The 1324-nt window shown below is 35.2% G+C and carries 3 protein-coding genes; 1 reads left to right on the forward strand and 2 read right to left on the reverse strand.

What is annotated here, in order from left to right; translation table 11 throughout:
* A partial coding sequence (locus CBG25_RS18480; protein WP_290604534.1) for a hypothetical protein occupies positions 1-181 on the reverse strand: 181 nt, incomplete at its 3' end.
* A 55-nt stretch (positions 182-236) separates the two neighbouring features.
* Here CBG25_RS18480 and parM point away from each other — a divergent pair.
* Positions 237-1037: a plasmid segregation protein ParM domain-containing protein gene (gene parM, locus CBG25_RS18485; RefSeq protein WP_290608496.1), complete on the forward strand. Its 801-nt coding sequence runs from the start codon at positions 237-239 to the stop codon at positions 1035-1037.
* Here the strand turns inward: parM and CBG25_RS18490 are convergent.
* Positions 1034-1324 (reverse strand): transposase (locus CBG25_RS18490; protein ID WP_290603789.1); only part of this gene is annotated, 291 nt, incomplete at its 5' end. The genes parM and CBG25_RS18490 overlap by 4 nt on opposite strands.

Genomic DNA, 1324 nt, shown 5'->3' on the forward strand with positions numbered 1-1324 from the left:
AAGGTTCAACTAATCGCCATAGGTCTTTAGGGCGGAAACATCTACTTTTTAACCATCGGCTAACCGTGTCATGAGATAAAGGCGATGGGCTGACTTCTGATAACGCCAAACTAGAGTATCTTACACTGCTTACTTGCAAGAATATTTTATAGATATCTTTAATGCATGGATAACCGGACAAAATATGAACATCCTTATTTTTTCTTGTTTTTAAATTTATACTTCTTTTTTAGAGACTGCGAAACTCGTGTAACTATGAAATAGAGGGCAAACGTTATTCTTTTAACGATGGGATTAATAACGCTAGCGAAACCACAACGGTTAATTATCAATATAGTGATGAAAACTTGCTCTCTGTTCATCATGCTTTACTGAATACCGATTTAACTCCCTGCGAAATAGAATTATATGTGACATTACCCTTATGCGAGTTCTTCAATGAACAGCGTCAAAAGAACACAAAAAATATAGAAAGGAAGAAGGCTAATTTATTAAGAGAAATAAAATATCATGATGGAGAAGGTTACAAAGATACCTTCAAAATAAAAAAAGTTCATGTTAGTCCAGAATCTTTAACCGCTTTGCACGAAAGGTTTAAACATGACGACGTTAATGATTATGAATCGTCTCTGATTGTAGATTTAGGCGGAACGACGTTAGATTGTGGTGTTGTTTTAGGGAAATTCAAACAACTAACGCATGTTATTGCTGAGCCGTCATTGGGCGTTTCTTCCGTTATTAAAAGAATACAGAAAATAGTTAAATCCGAGACGAATATAGGCTTAAGTTACGCTTCTGCCAATAACTTAATGTTAGATATTTTTTATAAAAAATATGAGTTTTTAAGTTCGCTGGTAAATCGAGAGCAGCAAAAATCAGACAGGATAAAATCAGAAACTGAAGATGCGATAAATAATTTATCGGTATTGGTATCCGGTAAGCTAAAAACGTTTAATGAATTTCAGCGAATTTATCTCATCGGAGGGGGTTCATCTTTAATTAAAGATAAAATTGTCACGAGTTTCGCACAAAACTAATTTGGGTACGCTAATAAAACACGGATGTGCTCAGCAATAGCATTTTTGATTACGTCCCAATTTTGTTGATAAAGGGTTATTTTTTCAGATATACGACGTTTATGTTGTTCAAACCACGCAGAAATAGCGAGAAAAATATGATTTCTTTGCGCTCGGCTCGTGCGAGCCTGACAGCGTTCAATACCACAATTTTGTTTAACTTCTCGATGATAAACTTCAACAGACCAACGGGCATCCATGATAGATTTGACGTATTCACGGGTGGGATTCTCTTTGTTTGTTACTAT

The organism is Arsenophonus sp. ENCA, assembly GCF_002287155.1.
Classification (GTDB): Bacteria; Pseudomonadota; Gammaproteobacteria; order Enterobacterales; family Enterobacteriaceae; genus Arsenophonus; species Arsenophonus nilaparvatae.